The following is a 25,037-nucleotide window of genomic DNA, read 5'->3' as shown; positions in this document are numbered from 1 at the left end:
TCAGACGAGACGGCGGTCGGAGGCCCAGCGGGACAACTCGTATCGGTTGGACAGCTGGGTCTTGCGCAGGACGCTCGACACGTGGGTCTCCACCGTCTTCACCGAGATGAACAGCTCCGACGCGATCTCCTTGTAGGCGTAACCCCGCGCGAGCAGGCGCAGCACGTCGCGCTCCCGCGGGGTGAGCAGGTCCAGCTCGGGGTCGCTGATCGGCGCGGACCCCGGCCGGTCGGCGAAGGCGTCCAGCACGAACCCGGCCAGGCGCGGCGAGAACACCGCGTCCCCGTCGGCCACCCGGACCACCGCGCGGACCAGTTCCTTCGACGAGATCGTCTTGGTGACGTACCCCCGGGCCCCCGCCCGGATCACCGCGATCACGTCCTCGGCCGCGTCCGACACCGAAAGCGCCAGGAAGACCACGTCCGGCAGCTCCGGGCGGACCCGGCGCAGCACCTCGGCGCCGCCACCGTCGGGCATGTGCACGTCGAGCAGCACCACCTGCGGGCGGGTGCGCGCGATCCCCGCCGCGGCCTCGGCGACGGACCCCGCCTCGCCGACCACCCGCACCTCCTCGGTGATGGACTCCAGCTCGGCCCGCACCCCCGCGCGGAACAAAGCGTGGTCGTCCACCAGGAACACCGATACCGGCCTCTTCGCCTCGTCCGTCACGCGACCTTCCCCACCTTGATCGGCATTTCCAGTTGCACCTCGGTGCCCTCGCCAGGGGCGGTGCGGAGACGGCACTTGCCGCCGTTGCGCTCCATCCTCCCCCGGATCGAGTCCGCCAGGCCATGGCGGTCGTCGGGAACCGTGTCCGGATCGAACCCCTTCCCCCGATCGCGCACGAACACGGTGACCGCTGTCGGCTCCACTTCGGCGTACACGCTCACCTCGTCCACCCCGGCGTGCTTGGCCGCGTTGACGATGGCCTCCCGCGCGGCGTGCACCAGCGCGGTCAGCGGCTCGTCCAGTTCGGCCTCGCCGACCACCACCTGCTGCACCGAGATCGCGAAGCTGTCCTCCACTTCCCCGCACGCGGTCGCGATGGCCTCGGACAACCGTCCCCCGGACGGCGCCAGCCCCTCCGACCCCGACTTCTCCTTGTCCCCGTACCCCGACGGGCCGTAGAGCCAACTGCGCAGCTGCCGTTCCTGTCCCCTGGCCAGCCGCGCCACCTCCCGCGGGTCCCCCGACTGCTTCTGGATCAGTGCGAGCGTCTGCAGCACCGAGTCGTGCAGGTGCGCGGCGATCTCGGCGCGTTCCTCGGTGCGGATGCGGGCCCGGCGTTCCTCCCCCAGGTCGCGGACCAGCCGGACCCAGAACGGCACGGTCAGCACCGCCACCCCGATCAGCGTGGCCAGCACCGCGAGCAACGCGAACTGGATCTGCTCCATGCTCCCCGAGCGGAGCAGCACCACGCCGACGCCGGTCATCACCAGCGCGGCCCCGGCCAGGATGCGGATCGCCGCCGACCAGCCGCCCGCCCCGGACAGCGTGCCGACCACCCCGGTCTTGGCGCCGGTGCGCCACCGGCGGCGCTGCGACTCGTCGGCCTCCCGCCAGACCACCGCCGCACCGATCAGCGCGACCGTCAGCGGCGCCGCCACCCAGCCGCTGAACAACCCGCTCAGCGCACCCCCGGCCACGGACAGGCCGACGCCGAGCGCGATCAGCCCGAACGCCTGCTGGCGGTCCTTGGCCGTGCCCTCCTTCTTCTCCTCCTTGGCGTTCTGCGGGACGAACACCCAGAGCAGGCCATAGGCGAACAGGCCGACCCCACCGAGCCCGCCGAGCAGAGCGAAGGTGACGCGCACCCACAGCACGCGCACGCCGAGGTGATCGGCGAGGCCGCCGGCGACCCCGGCCACCGCGCGCCCGGACCGCCGCCGGTGCAGCTTCGGCGGGCCGGTTTCCTCCACCGCCGAGCGGGGAGCCGGGATCACCACGGTCTCCGCCTCCGGCGGCGCGGTTTCGGGGGTTCGCTGGACCTGTTCTGGCACGTGGCCCATGGTCACACGGCCGGGAACCGGAATCATCAGGGAAACCCCCGAGGTGGACCCGGGTCCGCCCGCCCCTGAGCAAGTTCAGGGGACATCCCGGATGTGCGGGGACCGGTGCGGACCGCATCCTCGATGGCATGAGTGGGACATCGACGCAGCCGCCGGAAACTTCGAAGTCGGGGCTCAACGGTTTCGAAGAGACCGTCAAGGACTTCTGGGTCAGCCGCCCGCGGCGCCCGAAACAGGGCCGCAAGGCCGCCGGCGTGGCGGCCGCGATCGGCAACCGCTACGGCATCGACCCGGTGCTGGTCCGCGTGGCGCTGGTCGCCGCGACCGTGTTCGGGGGCATCGGGATCGCCCTGTACGTGGTCGGCTGGCTGCTCTTCGCCGACGAGCACGACGAGGTCTCGCCGATCGAGGGGCTGATCGGGCGCGGCCGGAGTTCGATGAACCCGGCGCTGACCGTGGTGCTCGCCTGCTCGCTGTTCTTCGTCGTGCCGTGGTCGTTCGCCGGGAACTGGTTCGACGGCGGCGGCTTCTTCGGCTTCGGCCTGCTCATGCTCGCGCTGTACCTGCTGCACCGCAGTCGCGGCCAGTTCAACCGTCCCGCCGTGCCACCGGCTCCCGGTCACGACGCGGGGTTCACCATGACCGACGGAGGTACCACCGTGTCCAGCAGTACCGACGCGCCCCCGCAGTGGGACCCGCTCGGCGCGGCGCCGTTCGCCTGGGACCTGCCCGACCCGAACCCGGCCCCGGTGCTCCACGAGCCCGCGGCACCCCCGGTCCCGCGACGCCGGTCGTCCGCGGTGAGCAAGGCGACCTTCGCGGTGGCGCTGGTCGCCGCCGGGGTGATGACCGCGCTCGGCATCTCCGGTGTGCCCTGGTTCGACCCGGCGCACATCATCGGCGTGACGCTCGGCGTGCTCGGGATCGGCATGGTCGCCGGTTCCCTCACCGGGGGCGGGCGCGGCCTGATCGGGCTGGCCGTGCCGCTGTCCATCGCCGGGGTGGCGCTGACCGCGGTGCCGTTCCAGGCGGTCGGCGGCGGGGTCGGCAGCATCAACGCGACCCCGCGGGCGGCCGGCGAGGTGCTGCCGGTCTACGAGCAGACCGCGGGCGACATCGACCTCGACCTGACCGACCTGCCGTCGGGCACCCCGGTGACCACCATCGTGCGGACCACGCTCGGCAGCTCCACGGTGATCGTGCCGGAGGACGCTGACGTGCAGGTCACCTGCGCCAGCTCGGTCGGCGACATCGAATGCCTCGGGCGCTCGCACAGCGGCCTCGGCAACGCGCCGATCACCGTGACCGACCTGGGCCGCGACGGCGCGGGCGGGCCGAAGTACGACCTGGACGTGACCACTTCGACCGGCAGCGTGGAGGTGCGCCGTGGCTGAGGAAACCGACCGCGAGACCCAGGTGCGCCCGGCCCGCAGGCTGGACGTGTTCACCCTGCTGATCGGCCTGGCGACGCTCGGCGCGTCGGGCTACGTGCTCACCGACGGCGCCCTGCCACTGCCCGGCTTCGACCCGCGCTGGCTGATCGCCGGCGCCGCGGTGCTGGTCGGCCTGCTCCTGCTGGGCGCCTCGTTCAGCGGCAAGAAGCACTAGCTCCGCCGCTCGCTCCGAACGCCAGGAGTGGGGCATTACTTGCATCCATTGCAAGTAATGCCCCACTCATTGCATTCGTGTCCTCCCGCTTGGCTGGCTCGAGGCTCTGAGTGTGGAACTCGGCTGCACGAACGTGAGACTCGCCCGGCACCCGCCGCATCCCGGGCGAGTCCCACACTCAGGAGGCCGAACTCCACACTCCCGCAGCCGAACCCCACACTCGCCGCACCCGCCCGAAGCTCCCCGGACACGAATGTGGCTTTGGGGGCGGATTCGGCCCCCAAAGCCACATTCGTGTCCCTCAACGGAACCGCTGCGCGGTGCTCATTCCCGCCCACCCGTCACCCGCCACCACCCTCAACGGAACCGCTGCGCGGTACTACTCCCACCCGTAACCCGCCACCACCCTCAACGGGATCGCTGCGCGGTGCTCATTCCCATTCGATGGTGCCCGGCGGCTTGCTGGTCACGTCCAGCACCACGCGGTTCACGTCGGCCACCTCGTTGGTGATCCGGGTCGAAATCCGCTCCAGCACCTCGTACGGCAGGCGCGTCCAGTCCGCGGTCATCGCGTCCTCGCTGGACACCGGCCGCAGCACCACCGGGTGCCCGTAGGTCCGGCCGTCGCCCTGGACGCCGACGCTGCGCACGTCGGCCAGCAGCACCACCGGGCACTGCCAGATGTCGCGGTCCATGCCCGCCGCGGTCAGTTCCTCGCGCGCGATCGCGTCGGCCGAGCGCAGCGTGGCCAGCCGCTCCGGGGTGACCTCGCCGATGATCCGGATGCCCAGCCCCGGCCCGGGGAACGGCTGCCGGTGCACGATCGTCTCCGGCAGGCCCAGTTCCAGCCCGACCCGGCGCACCTCGTCCTTGAACAGCAACCGCAGCGGCTCGACCAGTTCGAAGGCCAGGTCCTCGGGCAGGCCGCCGACGTTGTGGTGACTCTTGATGTTCGACGTGCCCGCGCCACCGCCGGACTCGACCACGTCCGGGTAGAGCGTGCCCTGCACCAGGAACCGGTAGTCGCCCTCGGCCTTGAGGTCGCGCTCGGCCTGCTCGAACACGCGGATGAACTCGCGGCCGATGATCTTGCGCTTCTGCTCGGGGTCGGTGACCCCGGCGAGCGCGTCCATGAACCGCTCGCGCGCGTCCACGGTGACCAGGTTGACCCCGGTCGCGGCGACGAAGTCGCGTTCCACCTGGGTGCGTTCCCCGGCCCGCAGCAGGCCGTGGTCGACGAAGACGCAGGTGAGCCGGTCACCGATGGCGCGCTGCACCAGCGCGGCGGCCACCGCGGAGTCCACCCCGCCGGACAGCCCGCAGATCGCCCGGCCGTCGCCGACCTGCGCGGCGATCTTCGCGACCTGGTCCTCCACAATGGACGCCGTGGTCCACTGTGGACGAATACCGGCGATCTCGTGCAGGAACCGGCGCAGCACCTCCTGCCCGTGCGGGGAGTGCCCCACTTCCGGGTGGTACTGCACGCCGGCGATCCGGCGGCCGGTGTCCTCGAACCCGGCGACCGGGGCGCCATCGGAGGTCGCGGTGACCACGGCGCCCTCGGGTGCCTTGGTCACGCTGTCACCGTGGCTCATCCAGGCGGGGTGCCGCGTGGGCAGTTCGTCGTGCAGGACGCCACCGTCGCCGGTGACCTTGACCTCGGTGCGGCCGTACTCGCGCGCCCCGGTCGCCTCCACGGTGCCGCCCAGCGCGCTGGCCAGCAGCTGGAAGCCGTAGCAGATGCCGAACACCGGCACGCCCGCCTCGACCAGCGCCGGGTCCATCGCGGGCGCGCCCTCTTCGTACACACTGGACGGTCCACCCGAAAGGATGATCGCGGCCGGGTTCTTCGCCAGCAGCTCGTCGACTGCGGCGGTGTGCGGTACCACCTCGGAGTAGACCTGCGCCTCGCGGACCCGCCGCGCGATCAGCTGGGCGTACTGCGCCCCGAAGTCCACCACGAGCACCGGCCCGGTGCTGCTGTTCACTCGCCGACCTCCTTCTCGTCGGCCACTATCGTCGCAGGTGATGACTTCGAGGAAAGGACGGGGATGCGAGCCACGCTGATCTACGGAGCGGGCGACGTGCGCGTGGAGGACGTGCCGGACCCGGTGCTCCGCACGCCGTCGGACGCGGTGGTGCGGGTGCTCCGGTCGTGCGTCTGCGGCAGCGACCTGTGGCCGTACGCCAGCCGCGAGGCCACCGAGCAGGGGCAGCGCATCGGGCACGAGTTCCTCGGGGTGGTCGAGGACGCGGGCCGCGAGGTGCGCACGGTCAAGGCCGGTGACCTGGTCGTGGCGCCGTTCGTCTACTCCGACAACACCTGCGAGTTCTGCCGCGAAGGCCTGCACACCTCCTGCCGGAACGGCGGCAACTGGGGCGTGCACGACGTCGACGGCGGCCAGGGCGAAGCGGTCCGCGTGCCGCAGGCGGACGGCACGCTGGTGAAGCTGCCGGTGAGCGGGAACGACACCGCGTTGCTGCCGTCGCTGCTGACCCTGTCCGACGTGTTCTCCACCGGGCACCACGCCGCGGTCACCGCGGGCGTGAGCGAACGCACAACGGTGACCGTGATCGGCGACGGCGCGGTCGGGTTGTGCGCGGTGCTGGCCGCCCGGCGGCTCGGTGCCGAGCGCATCATCCTGATGGGCCGCCACCAGGCACGGACCGATCTCGGCCGCGAGTTCGGCGCGACCGACGTGGTCGCCGAACGCGGCGAGGAGGGCATCGCGAAGGTACGCGAGCTGACCGGTGGCTCCGGCACGCACGCCGTGCTCGAATGCGTCGGCACCAAGCCCGCGTTCGAGATGGGCATCGGCGTGGTGCGCCCGGGCGGGCGGATCAGCCGGGTCGGCGTGCCGCAGTACTCCGAGGGCCTGATCGGGCGGTACGTCTTCGGCAACAACATCACCATCACCGGCGGTGTCGCGCCCGCGCGGCACTACATCGAGCAACTGCTGCCGGACGTGCTCGACGGCCGCGTCGAGCCCGGCAAGGTCTTCGACGTGACGATGTCGCTGGAGCAGGTTCCCCAGGCGTACCAGGCGATGGCCGACCGCACCGCGCTCAAGGTGCTGGTCGCGTGACCGAGGAGGCCTACACCCCGGAACCCCGCCCGGCCTGGATCGCCGGGCTGCCCGAACAGGGCGCCACCACGCTGGAAGTCACGCACCCGTTCGACGGCCTCGAGGTCGCCACGGTCGCCGTCCCCGGCCCGGAGCAGGTCGAACGGGCGGTGGCGAAGGCGGCGGCGGTGGCCGCGGAGTTCCGCCGCCGTCCCGCGCACCAGCACGCCGCGGTGCTCGAGCACGTCTCGCGGGCGCTCGCCGAACGCGCCGAGGAACTCGCCGAGGTGATCACCGCGGAGAGCGGCAAACCGCTGAAGTGGTCGGAAGTCGAGGTGCGCCGGGCGATCTCGGTGTTCCGGATCGCCGCGGAGGAAGCCCGTCGGTTCGACGGCGAACTGCAGCGGCTGGACACCGACGAAGGCGGCGAGGGCAGGCTGGCGCTCGTCCGTCGGGTGCCGCGCGGGCCGGTGCTGGGCATCGCGCCGTTCAACTTCCCGCTGAACCTGGTGGCGCACAAGGTCGCCCCGGCGCTCGCGGTCGGCGCGCCGATCATCGTCAAACCGGCGCCGCGCACCCCGCTGTCCGCGTTGATCCTCGGGGAGATCCTGGCCGAGACGGACCTGCCCGACGGCGCGTTTTCCGTGCTGCCGCTGGGAAACGAGGAGACTTCGGCGCTGGTGGCCGATCCACGGCTGCCGGTGGTGTCGTTCACCGGCTCCGGCCCGGTCGGCTGGTCGATCGCCGACGCCGCCGCGCGCAAGCACGTGGTGCTCGAACTCGGCGGCAACGCGGCGGCCGTGGTGCTGGCCGACTGGCCGGACCTCGCCGGGGCCGCGCGGCGGATCGCCACCTTCGGCAACTACCAGGCCGGCCAGTCGTGCATCTCGGTGCAGCGGGTGATCGTCGAACGCGCGGTGGCCGGCGAGTTCGTGCCCGCGCTGACCGAGGCCGTGCGTGCCCTGCGCACGGGCGACCCGTACGACACCGAGGTCGAAGTCGGCCCGGTGGTGGACGAGGCTGCCGCTGAGCGAATCGTTACCTGGATCGGTGAAGCCGTCGAGGGCGGTGCGCGGGTGCTCGCCGGTGGCGGACGGGACGGCGCGACCGTCGAACCGACGTTGCTGACCGACGTGTCACCGGAGGCGAAGGTGTGGGCGGAAGAGGTGTTCGGCCCGGTGCTCGTCCTCTCCGTGGTGGATTCCGCCGAAGCCGCGTTCGACTCGGTCAACAATTCTCAATACGGGTTGCAGGCAGGGGTTTTCACCCGCGACGTCGAGCTCGCCTTCCGCGCTTCGGCGGAGCTGGAAGTCGGCGGGGTGATCATCGGGGACGTGCCCTCGTACCGCGCGGACCAGATGCCCTACGGCGGCGTGAAGGGCTCCGGACGGGGTCGCGAAGGCGTGCCCGCGGCGATGGCCGATCTCACTGAGGAGAAGGTGACGGTACTGACCAACCTCACTCTTTAGGACTAATACAGCAATAAGGCAGTGCACTAAGTAATTCCCATACCTCCATACGTGGGGTACCTTCAGCCAAGGTTCCTTGGGGGGAACCGGATCCGGACACCCAGCGTCGCACTTGCGTAATCCGTTGTGACGCACGGAAAAGGTTGGCTGCGCCGACGAGCGGCGCAATCACGAGGGAGGAAACTGAGGATGAGCACGCCCACCGAGGAGCTGGTCCCGGAGTCGGACGACACCACCCCGGACGGTCCGCGCAACACCGACATCACGCCGGACGGACCGCGCAACACCGGCACCGACCCGAGCACGCAGGGCCCGCGCAACACCAGCACCGACCCCACCACCCAGGGGCCCCGCAACACCAGCACGAACCCGACCACCCAGGGCCCGCGCAACACGAGCACGCCGGCGTCCTAGGGCGAACGCCGTAGTCTTCCGCCGGGCGGGACCCCCCGCCCGGCGGACTTCGTCTGCGAGCCTCATGTGGTCTGATAGTCGAGTGGCCGCCCCCCAAGCTTCCGGAGCGACCCGGCGGCACCGGCGTTCCCGTGCCAGCGAAGCGGTACTGGAGCAGGTCGGCGAGCTGCACGAAACGGCCGTGCGGATCCGGCACGCCGGCCGTGAGCGCGAGGCGATGCGCCTGTTCCGGCGCGGTCTCGCCCTGCTCGAGACGATCTCCGCCGATGCCGACTCCCGCTGGCTCGCCCTGCACGTCGAGCTGTGGATCCGCCTCGCCTACTCCGAAGCCGAGTTCGGCACGATTTCCGACGGCCTCGCCCGCCTCGACGCGGTGCGCCCGCGGCTCGCCGAACTGCCAGAAGGCCCGGTCCGGACCGAACTCCGCGGCTTCATGGACCACATCCACGGCACCATGCTCTCCAGATCCGGCTTCGACGAGGACAGCCTGCCGCTGATGGAGTCGGCCATCGCGCACCGCCGGCGGCTGGTCGCCGAGGCCACCGACGACCGCGAACGGCTGACCGAGGCACTGGTCGCGTCGGCGAGCAACCGCGGGCTCACCTTCGTCGCCCTCGGCAGGCTCGCCGAAGCCAAACAGGACCTGGACTACGCGAGCGAACTGGCCGCCGAATACGACTTCCCGCAGAAAAGGGCCTACCTGCAGCACATGCTGGGCGACCTGGAGAAGCGGCTGGGCAGGCTGCCGCAGGCACTGCACCACTACGACGAAGCCGAGCGCGCCTACCTCGAACTCGGCCCGGACATGCTCTACCGGCTCCGGATCGACCAGGCGCAGGCGCTGCTCGGCGCCGGGCTGGCGGTGGAGGCCGGACGGCACCTGGACGAGGTGCTGCCGCAGATGCGCCGCCAGCGGATCGGCCAGGACATCGGGGAAGCCGAGTTGTACCGGGCCGCCGCGGCGCTGCTCGAAGGTGATCTGCCCACCGCGCAACAACTCGCGGGTTCCGCGCAGCGGCGGATGCGGCGGCGCGGGACGGAAGGCTGGGCGACCGTCGCGGAGTTGCTCGGCCTGCGGGTGCGCACGATGCGCGCGCTGAACACCGGCCGGGTGCCCGCCGCGCTGGTGTCCACCGCGGGACGGCTCGCCGGGCGACTGTCCGAACTGCGCCTCGGCGAGGACGCCGCACTGGCGAGAACCCTTGCGGCGCAACTGGAAGTGCGCCGCGGCCGGGTCAGCGAAGCGGGTGATCTGCTGCGCCGCGTGCCACGCCCGAAGCCGCACACCCCGCTCGAACACCGCATGCTGCTCCGCCTGTGCAAGGCGGAACTGGCTGCCGCGCAAGGGAATCGGCGCAAGGCGTTCGCGCAGGCACGCGCGGGGCTGACCGAACTGGGGCAGGCACGCGACCGCATGGGCGGGCTGGAAATGGTGTCCGGCACCGCTTTGCACGGTCAAGAGCTCGGCGATCTGGCGATGCGGCTGGTGCTCGAAGGCGGCGAGTCGGCCGCGGAGGCGCGTCAGCTGTTCAACTGGCTGGAGCGCACGCGGGCGCAGATGTACCGGTACGAGCAGGTTTCCGGACTGGAGAACACGCAGCTGGTCGAGTCCATCGCGGAGATCCGGCACGTCGGGCACGCGTTGCGCGAGGCCAAACTGGACGGCAGGCCGGTGACCGGGCTGCAGGCGCGCTACAACGAGCTGCAGCACGCGGCGACCCGGCTGGGCTGGCACGCGGCGACCCGCTGGGGGCGGCCGCGGCCGGTCGCCACGGTCGAGGAGGTCGCGGCCCAGCTGGGCGCCCGGGTGCTGATCAGCTTCGCGGCCTCCGGGGACAAACTGCTCGCGGTCGTGGTGGCCGACGGCCGGGTGCGGATCGTGCGGCTGGGTTCGGCGCGCCGGGCCGCGGAACGGACGCGGCGGCTGCACGCCGACCTGAACGCGATGGCGCCGGACCACTTGGCGGAGCCGCTGCTGCAGGCGATCTCGGCGTCGGCCCGCAAGGAGGCCGACCTGCTCGACGAGCAGCTGATGCGGCCGCTGCTGGAGTTCCTCGGCGACCGCGAAGTGGTGCTGGTGCCGACCGGGACGTTGTACGCGGTGCCGTGGAACGTGCTGGGCTCGATGCGGTACCGGCCGATCGTGGTGGCCCCGTCGGCGACGGCGTGGCTGGCCGCGTCGCGACCGGAGACGGAAACTTCGGGCACGGTGCTGGTGCGCGGCCCGAACCTGCTCGCGGCGACCGGGGAGATCGACAAGCTGGCGGCGCACCACCGGCACGCCACCCAGTTCGCCGCCGACCGCGCCGACGTGCGCACGGTGCTGGACGCACTGGACGGCGTCGACCTGGCGCACATCGCCGCACACGGTTCGCACGAACCGGACAACGCCCTGTTCTCCCGACTCGAACTGGCCGACGGCGCGTTGTTCGCGCACGAGGTGGCCGCGCTGCGAAGGCCGCCACGGCAGGTGGTGCTGGCCGCGTGCGAGCTCGCGCTGAACCTGATCAGACCGGGTGACGAGGCGCTCGGGTTCGCCGGCGCCCTGCTGGCCAGCGGCACGCACACGGTGGTCGCCGCCGCCAGCCGGGTCGGCGACCACCCCGCCGCCGCGGCCATGGACGACTACCACCGCGCCCTCTCCGCCAACGTCGCCCCAGCCACCGCCCTCGCCGACGCCGTCGGCGTAGACCCCCTGCGCCGCCCCTTCATCTGCCTAGGCTCCGGCCACACCCCCTAACCCCCTTCGTCCCCCGACTCCCATCCCGAACCTCACACTCAGGCACGCGAACCCCACACTCAGGCAGCCGAGTTCCACGTTCAAGCAGCCGAACCCCACGTTCGGGTGCGCGAGCCCCGAAATCTCGCCGCCGAGCCCGCGTTCGGGCGCGCGCGAACCCCACACTCAGGCAGCCGAAGCTCACGTTCGCGCAGCTGAACTTCACGCTCGCGCTCGCGAGTTCCACACTCGGGAGCGCCTGAAGGTCTAGCTCAACCGCCCGAACGTGGAACTCAGGCGCCTGAGTGTGGGGTTCAAACTCGCCAACGTCGACCTCGCCTGCGTGAACGCAGAACTCGGACTCGCGAACGTTCGACTCGGGTGCCTCAACGTGGCACTCAGGCCCCGCCGACTCGGCTACTCGCGCCCGCCAACGTCCAACTCAAGTGCCTGAACGTGGAACTCGCGCACCCGAGTGTGAAGTCCAGCTGCCTGAACGTGGGACTCGGCTGCCTGAGTTTGAAGTTCGGCTGCGCGAACGTGTAGTTCGTGTGCTCGAAAGTAGGACTCTGCTCCCTGAGCGTTGGGCTCGCGCCTGAACGTGGGTTCGTGTGCCTGAGTGTGAAGTTCGGGTGCACGAACGGGCGGTTCGCGTGCCCGAAAGTCGAACTCGGCTGCCTGAACGTGGGGTTCGGGTGCACGAACGTGGGGTTCGGGTGCGTGAGTGTGGGGTTCGGGCGGGGGTGGGTTAGGGGAGGTGTAGGGCGCCGGGGGCGTGGGCGGGGACGGTGGGGCGGGTGGGCGCGACCGGGGGGAGGCGGCGGTAGGGCTCCGACTGGGTGGGGCGCGCGTCCGGCTCGCCCTTGTTCGGCCAGAACGACATGGCGCGTTCCGCCTGCGCGGTGATCGTCAGCGACGGGTTCACGCCCAGGTTCGCGGTGATCGCCGAACCGTCCACGATGGACAGTCCGGGGTGGCCGAAGACCCGGTGGTACGGGTCGATCACGCCGGAGTCCGCGTCCGTGCCGATCGGGGCGCCGCCGATGAAGTGGGCGGTCAGCGGGATGTCGAACACCTCGCCCCAGGTGCCGCCCGCGATGCCGTCGATGTGCTCGGCGGTGCGCTGGTTCGCCTCGTGCCCGGCCGGGATGAACGTCGGGTTCGGCTCGCCGTGCCCCTGCTTCGAGGTGTACTTCCGCCGCCCGAACAGCCCGCGCTTGGTGTAGGTGGTGATCGAGTTGTCCAGGCTCTGCATCACCAGCAGGATCACCGTGCGCTCGCTCCACCGGTACCCGTTGAGCAGTTTCGCCGACTGGATCGGGTGCTTCACCAGGAACCGCACCGCCTGCCGCCACCGCGGGACCGGCGACGCGCCGTCGGTGGCGATGGTCTGCAGCAGGCTCATCGCGTTGCTGCCCTTGCCGTAGCGGACCGGCTCGATGTGCGTGGTCTCGTCCGGGTGGATCGACGAGGTGATCGCCACGCCGCGCGTGTAGTCGTGCGCCGGGTCCACCGTGGGCCGCCCGGAGCCGATGATCGCCTCGGAGTTCGTCCTGGTCAGCTCCCCGAGCCTGCCGGACAGCCTCGGCAGCGCGCCGGTGTCCTTCATCCGGTGCAGCAGGTTCTGCGTGCCCCACGTCCCGGCCGCGAGCACCACCTTGCCCGCGGTGATCGTGGTCCGGAACCGCGGCGAGACCTTCCCGGTCTTGCGCAGGTCGACCTCGAACGAGCCGTCCGCGCGCTCGCGCAGCCCGGTCACCGTGGTCAGCGGCAGCACCTTCGCCCCGGCCTGCTCGGCCAGGTACAGGTAGTTCTTCACCAGCGTGTTCTTCGCGCCGACGCGACAGCCGGTCATGCACGAACCGCATTCCGTGCACCCGGTCCGCGCCGGGCCGGCCCCGCCGAAGTACGGGTCGGCGATCCGCTTGCCGGGCTCGCCGAAGTACACCCCGACCGGCGTCGGGTGGTACGACTCCGCGACGCCCAGGTCCGCGGCGACCTTCTGCATCACCTCGTCGGACGGCGTGACCGACGGGTTCGTCACCACGCCCAGCATCCGGCTCGCCTGGTCGTAGTGCGGCGCGAGCTCCGACTCCCAGTCGGTGATGTGCGCCCACTGCCGGTCCTTATAGAACGGCTTGAGCGGCCGGTACAGCGTGTTCGCGTACACCAGCGAACCGCCGCCGACCCCGGCGCCCGCCAGCACCATCACGTCCTTGAGCAGGTGGATGCGCTGGATCCCGAAGCACCCGAGCTGCGGCGCCCAGAGGTAGCGCCGCACGTCCCATGAGGTCTTCGCGAACTCGTCGTCGGCGAAGCGGCGGCCCGCCTCGATCACCGCGACCCGGTAGCCCTTTTCGGTCAGCCGGAGCGCGGCGACGCTGCCGCCGAACCCCGAGCCGACCACTACGACGTCGTAGTCCGTGGTGGTGTTACGAGCAGTCACAGGTAAAACCATAACCCGCGGACCGCGTCCTGACTACCAGTAAGTTACCGGCGGGTTAGTTCCGGATGGTCAGGCCGACCTTCTGGAACTCCTTCAGGTCGGAGTAGCCCGTCTTCGCCAGCGCCCGCCGCAGCGCGCCGAACAGGTTGACCACGCCCTCGGCGTCCGAGGACGGCCCGAACAGCAGGGTCTTGAGGTCCACGGCGTAGTCCGGACCGGCCGCCACGCGCGAACGCGGCAGCGACGGGTGCGCCGCCGCGGCCGTCCAGTAGAGGCCCTGACCAGGCGCTTCGGACGCGGCCGCCAGCGGCGCGCCGAGCATGACCGCGTCCGCGCCGCAGGCGATCGCCTTGGCGATGTCCCCGGAGACGTTGATGCCGCCGTCGGCGAGCACGTGCACGTACCGGCCGCCGGTCTCGTCGAGGTAGTCGCGCCGCGCCGCCGCGGCGTCGATGATCGCGGTGGCCATCGGCACGCCGATGCCGAGCACCCGGTCGGTGCTGGTCACGCCCGGAGTGGCGCCGTGCCCGACGATCACGCCCGCCGCGCCGGTGCGCATCAGGTGCATCGCGGTCCGGTAGTCGCCGACGCCACCGGCGATCACCGGCACGTCCAGGTCGGCGATGAACTGCTTGAGGTTCAGCGGGTCGCCGTCGCGCACCACGTGCTCGGCGGAGACGATCGTGCCCTGCACCACCAGGATCTCCACGCCGGCGGCGAGCAGGTCCGGGGTCAGCTCGGCGGCGTGCTGCGGGCTCACCCGCGCGGCCACCGTCACCCCCGCCTCGCGCACCGTCCGGATCGCCTCGGAGATCAGGTCGAGCCGGATCGGCGCGGCGTGCAGTTCCTGCAGCACGCGGCTGAGCGCGGTCGGGTCGCCGTCGCCCTCCTCAGCCGCCCGCACGATCCGGAACATCGCCTCTTCGACGTCCGGCTGGCGCGCCCACAGCCCTTCGGCGTTGAGCACCCCGAGCCCGCCCAGCTCACCGACCGCGACCGCGGTGCCCGGCGAGACGATCGCGTCCGTCGGGTGCGTCACCAGCGGCAGGTCGAACTGGTAGGCGTCGATCTTCCAGGAGGTGGAAACCACCTTGGACGACCGAGTGCGCCGGGAGGGCACGATCTCGATGTCGTCGAGGTCGTACGCCCGCCGAGCGGTACGGCCCATTCCGATCTCGACCAGATCCCGCACGTGACGTCCCTTCTCGAACACGATGTTCCAGCGCACATTGTGTCGAGCGGGCTCGGCGACGGCACGCGGGGGGCGTCAGTTCGGCGTACCCACCACGTAGATGTCGCCGTCGGCCACGCTCACCTCCCGCGCGCTCGACGCCCCGGTGGCCAGGATCCGCGCCGGATCGCGGAAATTCGTGATCACCTCCACCCGCTGCACCGGCTTCGGTGTGGGGATCACCGCTTCGGGCCGCCAGTCCAGTCCGGACAGCAGGTAGGTCTCGATGTCCGGCTTGCCGTCACGCGTGGCGTAGACCCGCCAGCTCCCCCGCCCGGCGGGTTCGATTTCCCGGGTCCGCAGTCCATTCGCGACCTGCCGGGTCTCCCACGCCGAGCCGGTCCACCTGGCCACGTGGTCGAGCGGGTCGCCGGTCCGGCCGAACTGGAACCACAGCACGAACGGCTTGCCGTCGGCGCCGAAACCGACCTGCTGGATGTAGTCCGGGGACTTGAGCCCGGCCGGCCGTTCCAGCGGGGTGTCGGCGACCTTGAGGTACTGCTCCTGCTCGGCGTCGTCGACCTGGGTGCCGAGGTCACGGCCGTCCGCGGCGTGGAACCGCAGGCTGGCCGGGTTGAACCACGCGTAGTAGATGTTGCGGTGGTAGTAGTCGTGCAGGTGCTGGTCCGGGCCGCCACCCGCCAGCGTGTAGACGATGTGGACGCGCTCCGGCCTGCCGAGCGAACCCGGTTCGTACCGCATCTGTCCGACGTAGACCTCGTCCATATGGTCCGCGCGGCCCTTCGAGCCGAAGGCGAACTCCTTGCCGGTCAGCTGCACCGAGTTCTTCCACGTCCGGCCGTTGTCCCGCGAGATCAGGTACTTCATCGGGCGGAAGTCGGTCGGCGCGCCGGGATCGAGCTCACGGGTGGTCTCGCGGTAGAACAGCACCAGCGTGCCGCGCGCGGTCTTCACCGGCATCGGGTAGCTCGCCGCGTCGCCCTCGGGCAGTTCGGTGTGCGTCCAGTCACCCTCGAGCGAATGCGCGCCCGGCGCCCGGCTGAGCACGGTCCGGCTGTTGTGCATGCCGCGGAAGATCAGCAGGTGCCCGTCGTCGGCGAGCACCATGGTCGGGTAGTTGTGCGGATCGGCCTCGCCACCGGCGACCAGCTTCGGCGGGGTCCAGCCGCCGCTCGCGTGGTCGTAGGCCTGGACGTAGGTGTCCGCGTTCACCCCGGACCACGAGATGAAGGTCACCCCGGCAGCCGGGTCGTGGACGCCACCGGCCAGCGGGCGCCGGTCCGTCCGCGACGCGACGGTTTCCGCCGGGGTCATCACCGAGAACACCGGATCCGCCTGCGCGGGCGGCGCGAGGGCCAGCAGCGCGGGGATCAGCAGGATGGGGAGCAGCCGCCGCATGAACATGCCTCCTGGAACGTCCCAGGCGGCGGGCACCCCATCCTGACACCGAATCCGGTGCCGGCGCTAGCGCGTGGTGTAGTTCGGCGCCTCGACGGTCATCGTGACGTCGTGCGGGTGGCTCTCCTTCAGCCCGGCCGCGGTGATCCGCACCAGCTGCGCCTCCTGCAGTTCGGCGATGGTGCGCGCACCCGCGTACCCCATGCCGGAGCGCAGGCCGCCGACCAGCTGGTGCACCACGGTGGACAGCGGGCCGCGGAACGGGATGCGCCCCTCGATGCCCTCGGGCACCAGCTTGTCCTCGGAGAGCACGTCGTCCTGGGCGTAGCGGTCCTTGGAGTACGACTTCGCCGCGCCACGCGACTGCATCGCGCCCAGCGAACCCATGCCGCGGTAGGTCTTGAACTGCTTGCCGTTGACCAGGATCAGGTCGCCGGGGGCCTCGGCGGTCCCGGCCAGCAGGCTGCCCAGCATGACCGTGGAGGCCCCGGTGGCCAGCGCCTTGACGATGTCACCGGAGTACTGGATGCCGCCGTCGCCGATCACCGGCACGCCCGCCGGGCGGCAGGCCTGGTCGGCTTCGTAGATCGCCGAGATCTGCGGCACACCGACGCCGGCGACCACGCGCGTGGTGCAGATCGAGCCGGGGCCCACGCCCACCTTCACGCCGTCCGCGCCCGCTTCGACCAGCGCCTGCGCCCCGGCCCGGGTGGCCACGTTGCCGCCGACCACGTCGACGGTGTCGCCGAGTTCCTTCTTCAGCAGCGCCACCGTGTCGACCACGGCCCGCGAGTGCCCGTGCGCGGTGTCCACCATCAGCACGTCCACGCCCGCGTCGGCCAGCGCCATCGCGCGCTGGTGCCCGTCGGCGCCGACGCCGACCGCCGCGCCGACGATCAGCCTGCCGTCGGTGTCCTTGGTGGCGTTCGGGAACTGCTCGGTCTTGACGAAGTCCTTCACCGTGATCAGCCCGCGCAGCTTGCCGGCGCCGTCCACGATGGGCAGCTTCTCGATCTTGTGGCGGCGCAGCAGGCCCAGCGCGGCGTCGGCGGTCACGCCGACCTGCGCGGTGACCAGCGGCGTGCGGGTCATCACCTCGCTGACCGGGCGCGTGTGGTCGACCTCGAAGCGCATGTCGCGGTTGGTGATGATGCCCACCAGGGTGCCCGCGGCGTCGGTCACCGGCACCCCGGAGATGCGGTAGCGGGCGCACAGGGCGTCCACCTCGGCCAGGGTGTCCTCCGGGGAGCAGGTCACCGGGTCGGTGACCATGCCGGCTTCGGACCGCTTGACCACCTCCACCGCGGTGGCCTGCTCGTCGATCGGAAGGTTGCGCTGCAGGACGCCCATGCCGCCCTGGCGGGCCATCGCGATGGCCATCCTGGCCTCGGTGACGGTGTCCATCGCGGCGGAGACCAGCGGGACGCGCAGGTTGACGTTGCGGGACAGCCGGGTGGTGGTGTCGACCGAACTGGGCACCACGTCGGACTCGGCGGGCAGCAGCAACACGTCGTCGAAGGTCAGCCCGAGCATGGCGAACTTGGTCGGGAAGGTGGCGGGGTGCTCGGTCATGGCTGGCTGTTGGCCTTCCTGGCGCGGGTGAGGGGTGGGCAGAAGCGACTCGGCGCGCTGGAAACGATGGTATCTGGACGCGACCCGGGGCCCGCCCGGTACCGTGCAGCGCGTGCCGCACGACGTGTTGCCCCCAGACCCGTTCGCCGACGACCCGGACGATCCCGCCAGGGAGGTCGCCGGGCTCGATGACGACGTGACCGAGCCGATCACCGCCGACGAGCGCACCGAACTGCTCGCCGACCTGTCCGATCTGGCCGTGTACCAAGCCCTGCTCGCCCCTCGCGGCGTGCGGGGCATCGTCGTGGACTGCGGCGAATGCGACCAGCCCCACTACCACGACTGGCAGTTGCTCCGGGCCAGCCTCGAACAGCTGCTCAACGACGGGCGCATGCGCCCGCACGAGCCCGCGTTCGACCCGAACCCGGCCGACTACGTCAGCTGGGACTACTGCCGCGGGTTCGCCGACGGGGTCACGACCACCGAAAGCGCCTACTGATCCAGCCAAGCGAAAGAGGCCCCCGGCTCGCGCCGGGGGCCTCTTTCGTGTCTTTTGTGCTCGCGGTCAGGGCGTGCCCGCGGGGGCCTCGCCCTCGACGGAGTTGCCCTGCTTGCCACCGGTGCCGGTGTTCGGTTCCGAACCGCTGCCCGAGCTGATCTCCGAGGTGGAGGTCGGCGGGGTGGACGGCTCGGGCGGGTTGCTGGTCGGCGCGGTGTGGTCCGGCGGCAGCACCGTGGTCGGGATGTCCGTCGGCGGGAGCGGCTGGTTCTCCAGCGGCGGGGTCCCGGTCGGCGAAGTACCCGTCTGCGACGTGCCCGGCGCGGTGGTGCCCGGGTTGTTCGGCGCGTCGGTCACCGGGTTGTCCAGGCGGGCGCTGAGCTGGCGGTGCTGGGCCATCAGCTGGTCGAGGTTGTCCTCGACGGACACCTGCCGCAGTGCGGCCTGCGCGTCGTCGAGCGCCTTGCGGGCGTCGTCCAGCCTGCCCTCGCTGATCGCGATGTCCGCCGCGTTCAGCTCGCTGCGCACCTGGGCGGCGGCCTCGATCGAGCGGGCGTGATCGGCGTAGAGCACCTTGGTCAGGCCCCACAGCGTGTCGCCGGGCTGGGCGTCGCGCGCGGCGAGCCCGGTGCCGGTGAAGGCGATGGTGAGCACGGCGGCGGCCGCGGCCACCGGGACCAGCAGGCGCCGCTTGCGCCCGCGGTTGCCGTGTTTGTGCGCCAGCGCGGCCGTCTTGACGGTGACCACCGCGGCGTCGGTGTCGATCAACTCGGGAATGGGCTGGCTGTCGATGTCACGCCGCCACGCGAGCAGCAGCGCGTTCAGTTCCTGGTCTCCGAGTGCGTCGGCGACCTGGGGATCGGATCCGCCCAGTGCGTCGAGCAACGCGTCGTCCGCCTGCACGGCGGACAGATCGGGTAGCTCGGGCAGGGTGCCGGGCTCATCGCCCGCCGTGCCGTCGAACTCGCGCCGACCTTCGCGTTCGGTCACTCAGACCACCTCCTCAGCGGCCAGTACCTTGCGGAGCCGCGCGAGCGCGCGGTGCTGGGCCACGCGGACCGCACCCGGCGTGGAGCCCACCGCGTCGGCGGTCTCCTCGGCCGAGAGCCCCACGACCACGCGCAGGACGACGATCTCACGTTGTTTGTCGGGCAGGACCTGCAGCAACTGAGCCATGCGCTGGTTCAGCTCGCCCTGGAGGGCACGCTGCTCGGGACCGACGCCGCCTTCGACCTCGTCGGGGACCTCGGCCACCGGCTCGGCGCGGTTGCGAGCCGCCGCGCGGTGCGCGTCGGCCACCTTGTGCTGGGCGATCCCGTACACGAACGCCAGGAAGGGGCGCCCCTGATCACGGTACGAGGGCAATGCCGTGAGCACCGCGAGACACACCTCCTGCGCGACATCGTCCGCCGATGCGAACGAACGTTCCTGCCTACCGACTCGGGCGCGGCAGTACCGCACCACAAGGGGACGGATAGCGGCCAGCAGCCGCCCTACTGCCTGGGGGTCTCCCTCGACAGCGGCGGCGACTGGCTCGTCCAGTCCATCCCCCACATTGGCCATCGCAGACAACAGTCCCGGTGTTACGTCTAGGCGTGCAAAGAGCCCGGCGTGCGGCATTCGACATCCCTCACGCCGGTGACACCCACCGTACCGTCCGGCATCGCTGGCGCTTGCTCACGGTCTTCTTCGGCGCGCCTCGCGGGCGAGCCGGACCGCACCGCCGCCGGTCCTTCAATTTTCAACAACTTATAACGAAGGAGGGCGCGGTGGTGTTACACGTGAGCACGAAATGTCCGGCGTCCTCCACTGAGTGGAAGGAGGAAGCCGGACAGCTGGCGACCGGTGGGGTGGGGAGAGCGGCGATCCGTGCGGGTCAGGACACCAGGCCGCGGCGGAAGCCGTGGGCGACGGCCTGCGCGCGGTCGCGCACGCCGAGCTTGCGGAACAGCCGGCGAGCGTGGGTTTTCACGGTGTCCTCGGACAGATAGAGCTCACGGCCGATCTGGCCGTTGCTCTTGCCCTGGCTCATCCCGCGCAGCACCTGCAACTCGCGCTCGGTCAGCTGGACACCGGGGTCCGATGGCTGCCGTGGCGCGGGCACCGAGGTGCTGGCGAGGGTGTGGGCCAGTGCGGCGACGAGTTCCGGCCGGGACGCGTCCCAGCGGAGGTAGCCGCGGGCACCACCGGCGATGGCGGCGGCGATGCTGCCGGCGTCGTCGGGGGCGCCGAACACGATGACGTTCGCCTGGGGGTTCGCGGAGACGAGCCGTCGGGTGGCCTCCACCCCGGTCGGCACCGCGCGCTGGGTACCGACGAGCACGACGTCCACCGGCTGCCGGGAGTACCTGGCCAGCAACTCGTCACCGTGCGCTACGCAGTCGATGCGACTGACCCCTGGAACAGCAGACATCACGCGAGTTAGCCCTTCGCGGACACTGCGTCGGTCGTCGCAGATCAAGACCGTCGTCACGGGGTTTCCTTCCTGCAGCCGGGTGACATTCCATATCCCCTATCGGACGCTTTAGGCCCCACCTTGACACGATCCGGTGGCTTTTTTTGAAAGTCGCTAGCCCGGATGTCGGTATGCCTGTGCGCCGTCGAGCCATCGGAGCCGTTCCCGCCTACTCCGGGGCTACACCGGCACCCAGGGTGATTCCCGTGCAAGCCGTCTCCCTCCAGGGTCTGCGCGCAGTAACACTGCGTGCAACACTGTATCCGCTCTGGATCGATACAGTTCGCCATTCGCGGGAAGCAAATCCGCGGAAATGAGGGCGGCAGGCCAGATAAGTGAGCGAAGTTCATATTTTTCTGCCGCCAACCGGGCGTTTCGGACCAGATCGAGTGCTTTCTCCCGGTCAGCGGAAGCCCCGGCGGCGGCGAGGGCGGCGCCGAGCACCAGATCCGACTTGATCCCGTGCCGGACCGCCCCACGCTGCTCGGCCAGCGCGGCCGCTTCCCGAGCCGGCGCGACCGCCGCGGCGGCGTTCCCGGCGGCCAACTCGATCTCCGCGCCCACCCAGCCCGCACGAACCCGAGCCCGCCAGCCCCCCTCCCCCATGCCCGAAATGCCCGTTAATGCTTTATCCCGCCCGCCACCCGCCGCCACCCTCAACGGAGCGTTCCGCACTGCCTTTTCCCGCAGAAGCCTGGCAGTCCGGAGTCTTCCCAGGCCCAGGTTGTCGGCGGCCAGTCCGAGGAGGCCGTCGGCCAGTGCGCCGGCGGCGTCCAGCCCGTCCGGGTCCACGGCGGCGGACTTTCCGAGTTCGGCAGTGGCATAGGCCACTGCCAGACCGTCGAAAGTCAGCGCGGCCGCGTGCCCGCCCAGCTGCCGCCGGTGGGCGGCGAACGCCGCCGCCGCGTGCGCCGCCACAACCCGGTCGGTACCGCCCCTGAGCTGCTGGAACAACGTCGCCGCTGCGGCGTACCGTCCCTCGGCTCCGGCCACGATCCCGGCCAGCAACCGCACCCGCCCGGACCCCCCGGCTGCTTTTGCCCGCAAAAGCCGACCGGCCGCGGGGTCGTCGCCGAAAGCGGCCTGTCTCAGGAGTTCTTCCACCCGGTCAGTCTCGCGAACCGAGCAGGACGTACTCGACGCGGTCGACGGCGGCGGTCAGGTCGCCGAGCAGCTCCACCTTCGGCGGCAGGCCCGCCGCGTCCCAGCCGGGCCCGCAGGCGAACAGGCGGCTCCGCTGGCGCCCACGCGTGACCCGCGAGAACAGCCGCGGGTCGGCCGCCCCGGATCGCCGCGACCACAGCACCACGGCCGCGGGCGCCCCACGCCGGACGGCGACCGCGAGCACTTCCGCGGGCAACGGCGTGGCGAACAGCTGGGTGCCGACGCCCCGGCAGGCCAGCTCGGCCGCGAGCGCGTACAGCGCCAGCCCGTCCCGCTCCTCCGGCACGCACGAGAGCAGCACGGGCCGGTGGTTGCGCGGCTCGTCGAGCACCGGGGTGGCGCGGATCAGCGCGGCGAGCACGGCGTCGGAGAGCAGGTACTCGACCTCCGCGCCGGCCGACGTGCCGCTGCCCCGCCACCGGTCGCCGAGCGCGGCGAGCACCGGCTGGATCACGCCCGCCCACGCCGAGAGCACGCCCGACTGGCCGATCACCTCGGCGAGCGTCCGCTGCACCGCGCGGGAGTCGAGCGCGAGCGCCGCCGTGCTCAGCCGCCGCGCCAGCCGCGACCGCCCCGGGTCCGGTTCCTCGGCTTCCGCGCACAGGATCGGCGCGTAGTGCTCCGGTGACGACAGGACCGTGGCCTGCGGCGGCGGTTCGGGCGACTTCGGCATGCGCTCGAGCGCGTAACGCGCCGCCTCCGCGGTGGACGTGCCGCGCAGCAGCGCCTGCTGCATCAGTTCGAGGCGGCCGATGTCCGACGGCCCGTAGCGGCGGTGCCGCCCGCCGACGTGGTGGCTGGGGCCGAGGCCGTAGCGCCGGTCCCAGGTCCGGAGCGTGGCGGGGGCGACGCCGAGCCGCCGCGCGACCGACGCCACCGGCAAGCTGGGTTCTCCGGGATCGGGCTCACCCGCGGCGGGCTCCCCCGGTTGGCCCGCCGCGTGACCTGAGTCTCCCGCTGATCCCACTCCGTCCAATATTCCGGCCGGTCAGAGGGGTGGCAAGCCGGGACTTCCGGCCCGCTCACACCTCCGGGGGATGCCTAAAGGCTGAATCAGGCCCGATCGCTTGAACAAGTATTGGCGCGCTTCTAACGTTACGCCCGTTGCACCGAATGGAGTAGCGAGCGTTGTAGGAACTGCGGATTCCGGCGGCGAAACCCGGACAGCGGAGGCGGTCACGATGGCAGACACGCGCAGGCTCCCCGGCCCCAACGCCGATGTGTGGGACTGGCAACTCGAGGGGTCGTGCCGGGGGATGGACAGCGGTTCCTTCTTCCACCCCGACGGGGAACGAGGCCCGGCCAGGGCGAGACGAGAAGCCAGGGCGAAAGCCATCTGCCAGGCCTGCCCGGTGCTGGAGATGTGCCGCAGGCACGCACTGGCGGTGCACGAGCCCTACGGCATCTGGGGCGGGCTCTCGGAGTCCGAACGCGAGAACATCCTCAAGGCGGGCAAGCGTTCGCTGAGCTTGTCGGGGTCCTGAAGAGACGGTCCGGCGAAGGCGCTTCCCCCGCCGGGGGGAGGCGCCTTCGTCATTTCCGGCCGCGCGCGAAGGTGTCCCAGGCGAGCATCGCCGAGTCCACCACGGACTTGAGGCTGTCTCCGGTCACCCCGTCGCGCGCCTGCACGGACAGTCCATAGAGGACGGTTTCGTAGAACAGCGCCATCGCGTCGGCGTCCGCCTCGACGGGGAGGTCGCCTTCGGACTGTCCACGGCGGATCCGGTCCAGGATGGACCCGTGGTTGCCGCGGCGCTGCTCCACCAGGAAGTCGTGCACGCCCTGGTTGGCCACGGCGAAGTTGGTCGCCGCGTGCACCACCATGCAGCCGGTCGGCAGGTCGGGTGAGGTGAAGCCGCGCGCGTTGTCCCGCAGCATGCGCTCGATCGACGCGCGGGCCGTCGGCTCCTCGGCCAGCGCCTTGCCGGTCAGCCCGCCGTGGGTGCGGCCGTACAGCTCGACGGCCTCCCGGAACAGCGCCTCCTTGCAGCCGAAGGCCGCGTACAGGCTGGGCGGGTTGATGCCCATGGCGCCGGTCAGGTCGCCGATCGAGGCGCCCTCGTAGCCACGCCGCCAGAAGACGTACATGGCTTCACGCAGCGCGGCCTCCCGGTCGAACGCGCGCGGACGGCCCCGAGGTGACATGGCCCACCTTCTGTAACAACCAATACAAAATCCCTTGACGCCCCATCGTACGCACCGCTTTTATGTATCGACCGATACAGATTAGGAGTGGGCATGAGCACACTGGACGGCAAGTCGGCGCTGGTCACCGGGGGCAGCCGGGGCATCGGGGCGGCGATCGCCACCCGGCTGGCTGCCGAGGGCGCGAACGTGGCGCTGACCTACACGAGCGCGCCGGACAAGGCCGCGTCGGTGGCCACGGCGATCGAAGGCCTGGGGCGCAAGAGCCTGGCCATCCAGGCCGACAGCGCCGACCCGGCCGCCGTCGCCACCGCCGTCGACCAGGCCGCCGAGGCGCTGGGCGGGCTGGACATCCTGGTGAACAACGCGGGCATCTTCCCGACCGGGACGATCGAGGAAATCACCGTGGAGGACATCGACCGCACCTTCGCCATCCACGTGCGGGCGGTGTTCGTCGCCACGCAGGCGGCCGTGCGGCACATGGGCGAGGGCGGCCGGGTCCTGACCATCGGCAGCAACCTGGCGGAGCGGGTGCCGTGGCCGGGGCTGAGCCTGTACTCGGCGAGCAAGTCCGCGCTGCTGGGACTGAACCGGGGGCTCGCGCGGGACCTGGGGCCGCGGGGCATCGCGGCGGTGCTGCTGCAGCCGGGCTCGACGGACACCGACATGAACCCGGTGGACGGCGACCACTCCGACGCGCAGCGCGCGCTGTCGGCCTTCGGGGAGTACATGAAGGCCGGGGACATCGCCGCCACCGTGGCCCACCTGGCCGGCGACGCGGGCCGCTTCCTCACCGGCTCCGCCGTCACCATCGACTCCGGAACCAACGCCTGACCAGGGCGTTCAGCTTTAGCCCGCTAAAGCATGACCGGGCAAAGCGGA

General features: G+C 71.3%; 22 protein-coding genes. 9 read left to right on the top strand and 13 right to left on the bottom strand.

The genetic code is table 11. The features are described 5' to 3' along the window. Complete coding sequence (locus tag JOM49_RS10395; protein WP_209664095.1) at nt 1-669, bottom strand: response regulator; 669 nt, start codon at nt 667-669, stop codon at nt 1-3. Continuing rightward, nucleotides 666-2,009: an ATP-binding protein gene (locus tag JOM49_RS10390; protein ID WP_209664094.1), complete on the bottom strand. Its 1,344-nt coding sequence runs from the start codon at nt 2,007-2,009 to the stop codon at nt 666-668. The genes JOM49_RS10395 and JOM49_RS10390 overlap by 4 nt, the downstream gene beginning before the upstream one ends. A 128-nt stretch (nt 2,010-2,137) precedes the next feature. On the opposite strand from JOM49_RS10390, the gene JOM49_RS10385 reads away from it, so the two are divergent. Together JOM49_RS10385 and JOM49_RS10380 are read left to right on the top strand one after the other, a co-directional pair. Further along, nucleotides 2,138-3,403 (top strand): PspC domain-containing protein, encoded by a 1,266-nt coding sequence (locus JOM49_RS10385; protein WP_209664093.1) that lies wholly within the window; start codon nt 2,138-2,140, stop codon nt 3,401-3,403. After that, nucleotides 3,396-3,617: a hypothetical protein gene (locus JOM49_RS10380; protein WP_209664092.1), complete on the top strand. Its 222-nt coding sequence runs from the start codon at nt 3,396-3,398 to the stop codon at nt 3,615-3,617. The genes JOM49_RS10385 and JOM49_RS10380 overlap by 8 nt, the downstream gene beginning before the upstream one ends. A 431-nt stretch (nt 3,618-4,048) precedes the next feature. Here JOM49_RS10380 and guaA read toward each other — a convergent pair whose 3' ends face one another. Continuing rightward, nucleotides 4,049-5,605, bottom strand: a complete 1,557-nt coding sequence (gene guaA, locus JOM49_RS10375) for a glutamine-hydrolyzing GMP synthase (RefSeq protein WP_209664091.1) — start codon at nt 5,603-5,605, stop codon at nt 4,049-4,051. 63 nt (nt 5,606-5,668) lie between these two features. Between guaA and JOM49_RS10370 the strand changes: the two genes are divergently transcribed. The 4 genes from JOM49_RS10370 (at nt 5,669) to JOM49_RS10355 (ending at nt 11,305) form a co-directional block, all read left to right on the top strand. Next, nucleotides 5,669-6,703 carry a zinc-dependent alcohol dehydrogenase family protein gene (locus tag JOM49_RS10370; RefSeq protein WP_209664090.1) on the top strand — a complete coding sequence of 345 codons (1,035 nt, stop codon included), beginning with the start codon at nt 5,669-5,671 and terminating at the stop codon, nt 6,701-6,703. After that, nucleotides 6,700-8,151: an aldehyde dehydrogenase family protein gene (locus JOM49_RS10365; protein WP_209664089.1), complete on the top strand. Its 1,452-nt coding sequence runs from the start codon at nt 6,700-6,702 to the stop codon at nt 8,149-8,151. Before JOM49_RS10370 ends, JOM49_RS10365 begins: the two co-directional genes overlap by 4 nt. A 189-nt stretch (nt 8,152-8,340) precedes the next feature. After that, a complete protein-coding gene (locus tag JOM49_RS10360; RefSeq protein WP_209664088.1) occupies nt 8,341-8,565 on the top strand; it encodes a hypothetical protein in 225 nt (74 codons plus the stop codon). 82 nt (nt 8,566-8,647) lie between these two features. Then, nucleotides 8,648-11,305 (top strand): CHAT domain-containing protein, encoded by a 2,658-nt coding sequence (locus tag JOM49_RS10355; RefSeq protein WP_308158703.1) that lies wholly within the window; start codon nt 8,648-8,650, stop codon nt 11,303-11,305. Nucleotides 11,306-12,032: 727 nt separating this feature from the next. Here JOM49_RS10355 and JOM49_RS10350 read toward each other — a convergent pair. The 4 genes from JOM49_RS10350 to guaB all read right to left on the bottom strand — a co-directional run bounded on the left by JOM49_RS10350 (nt 12,033) and on the right by guaB (nt 17,892). Then, nucleotides 12,033-13,730, bottom strand: coding sequence for an FAD-dependent oxidoreductase (locus JOM49_RS10350; protein WP_282767846.1), 1,698 nt, complete (start codon nt 13,728-13,730; stop codon nt 12,033-12,035). 55 nt (nt 13,731-13,785) lie between these two features. Next, nucleotides 13,786-14,922, bottom strand: a complete 1,137-nt coding sequence (locus tag JOM49_RS10345; RefSeq protein WP_209664086.1) for a GuaB3 family IMP dehydrogenase-related protein — start codon at nt 14,920-14,922, stop codon at nt 13,786-13,788. Nucleotides 14,923-14,997: 75 nt separating this feature from the next. Beyond that, nucleotides 14,998-16,320 carry a BNR-4 repeat-containing protein gene (locus tag JOM49_RS10340; protein WP_209664085.1) on the bottom strand — a complete coding sequence of 441 codons (1,323 nt, stop codon included), beginning with the start codon at nt 16,318-16,320 and terminating at the stop codon, nt 14,998-15,000. A gap of 66 nt (nt 16,321-16,386) precedes the next feature. Continuing rightward, entirely contained in the window at nt 16,387-17,892 is a 1,506-nt protein-coding gene (gene guaB, locus JOM49_RS10335; RefSeq protein WP_209664084.1) for an IMP dehydrogenase, read from the bottom strand. A gap of 103 nt (nt 17,893-17,995) precedes the next feature. On the opposite strand from guaB, the gene JOM49_RS10330 reads away from it, so the two are divergent. After that, entirely contained in the window at nt 17,996-18,391 is a 396-nt protein-coding gene (locus JOM49_RS10330; protein WP_162788698.1) for a DUF5319 domain-containing protein, read from the top strand. Between the two features lie 66 nt (nt 18,392-18,457). Here JOM49_RS10330 and JOM49_RS10325 read toward each other — a convergent pair whose 3' ends face one another. From JOM49_RS10325 to JOM49_RS10305, 5 genes are all read right to left on the bottom strand, one after another. After that, complete coding sequence (locus JOM49_RS10325; protein ID WP_209664083.1) at nt 18,458-19,381, bottom strand: anti-sigma-D factor RsdA; 924 nt, start codon at nt 19,379-19,381, stop codon at nt 18,458-18,460. Continuing rightward, complete coding sequence (locus JOM49_RS10320) at nt 19,382-19,954, bottom strand: sigma-70 family RNA polymerase sigma factor (protein ID WP_209664082.1); 573 nt, start codon at nt 19,952-19,954, stop codon at nt 19,382-19,384. Nucleotides 19,955-20,267: 313 nt separating this feature from the next. Next, entirely contained in the window at nt 20,268-20,864 is a 597-nt protein-coding gene (locus JOM49_RS10315) for a response regulator transcription factor (RefSeq protein ID WP_003073605.1), read from the bottom strand. Between the two features lie 162 nt (nt 20,865-21,026). Further along, on the bottom strand, nt 21,027-21,950 hold the full coding sequence (locus JOM49_RS10310; RefSeq protein ID WP_209664081.1) for a hypothetical protein: 924 nt from the start codon (nt 21,948-21,950) through the stop codon (nt 21,027-21,029). A 4-nt stretch (nt 21,951-21,954) separates the two neighbouring features. Continuing rightward, the gene (locus JOM49_RS10305) at nt 21,955-22,887 is read right to left on the bottom strand and encodes a MerR family transcriptional regulator (protein WP_209671032.1); all 933 of its coding nucleotides are present in this window, start codon (nt 22,885-22,887) and stop codon (nt 21,955-21,957) included. Nucleotides 22,888-23,191: 304 nt separating this feature from the next. Between JOM49_RS10305 and JOM49_RS10300 the strand changes: the two genes are divergently transcribed. Continuing rightward, the gene (locus JOM49_RS10300) at nt 23,192-23,494 is read left to right on the top strand and encodes a WhiB family transcriptional regulator (protein ID WP_209664080.1); all 303 of its coding nucleotides are present in this window, start codon (nt 23,192-23,194) and stop codon (nt 23,492-23,494) included. A 49-nt stretch (nt 23,495-23,543) separates the two neighbouring features. Here JOM49_RS10300 and JOM49_RS10295 read toward each other — a convergent pair whose 3' ends face one another. Beyond that, nucleotides 23,544-24,155, bottom strand: coding sequence for a TetR/AcrR family transcriptional regulator (locus JOM49_RS10295; RefSeq protein WP_209664079.1), 612 nt, complete (start codon nt 24,153-24,155; stop codon nt 23,544-23,546). Between the two features lie 93 nt (nt 24,156-24,248). Here JOM49_RS10295 and JOM49_RS10290 point away from each other — a divergent pair, with 93 nt between their 5' ends. Beyond that, nucleotides 24,249-24,989, top strand: coding sequence for an SDR family NAD(P)-dependent oxidoreductase (locus JOM49_RS10290; protein ID WP_209664078.1), 741 nt, complete (start codon nt 24,249-24,251; stop codon nt 24,987-24,989). Nucleotides 24,990-25,037: the final 48 nt, after the last annotated feature.

Origin of the sequence: Amycolatopsis magusensis (assembly GCF_017875555.1) — a bacterium.
Taxonomy (GTDB): domain Bacteria; phylum Actinomycetota; class Actinomycetes; order Mycobacteriales; family Pseudonocardiaceae; genus Amycolatopsis; species Amycolatopsis magusensis.
The sequence above is the reverse complement of the archived record's forward strand: the minus strand, read 5'-3'. Positions and strand labels throughout refer to the sequence as shown.